Raw genomic sequence first — 579 nt, 5'->3', positions numbered from 1 at the left:
GCCGCGGCGCGGCCGATCCCTGCCGCGTCTGCCCGAAGGCGATCTCGCCGCCGCCCGCGGTGCCGGAGGCATCGATCCGTGCGCCGGCGGTCGCCAGCACGCGGTCCGCCACGACCTCCACCGTGCCGCCGCGCTGCCCGGCGGCGATACCGCGGGCCTCCACCTGGCCTTCGATGATCACAGCACCCCCGGTGCCGGCGATCACCACCTCGCCCCGCCGCCCGGTCGCCGCATCGGTGTTGGCCGAGATCCGCCCGCCGGCCCGCACCAGGTTCTGCACGATCCCATCGGCGGCGGCGGCGGTCAGGCTCACCCTGCCGCCATCGGCCTGCAAGGTGCCGTCATTGCTCACCAGCGCGCCGCCATCGGCCGGCCGCTGCCGCACCGGGCTGGCGATCTCGATCGACATCAGCCCATCGCCATGGAGGTCGATCACATGGGTCTCGGCGCCGGCGATGGCGACGGTGCCGAGGCGGGCGCTGATCACGCCGCGATTGGCGACCTGGGGTGCCACCAGGGCCGCGATGCCGGCCTCGCGGGCGGTGATGGTGCCTTCGTTGACGATGCGCGCATCGGCGC

General features: G+C 75.0%; 1 protein-coding gene. It reads right to left on the bottom strand.

Annotated elements, in window-relative coordinates:
• A partial coding sequence (locus GXW71_RS34620) for a hypothetical protein (RefSeq protein WP_456316005.1) occupies positions 1 to 579 on the bottom strand: 579 nt, incomplete at both ends.

This window comes from Plastoroseomonas hellenica (assembly GCF_018129085.1).
In the GTDB taxonomy this organism is placed as follows: Bacteria; Pseudomonadota; Alphaproteobacteria; order Acetobacterales; family Acetobacteraceae; genus Plastoroseomonas; species Plastoroseomonas hellenica.
Note: the sequence above shows the minus strand (reverse complement) of the source record. Positions and strands in the feature narration are given on the sequence as shown.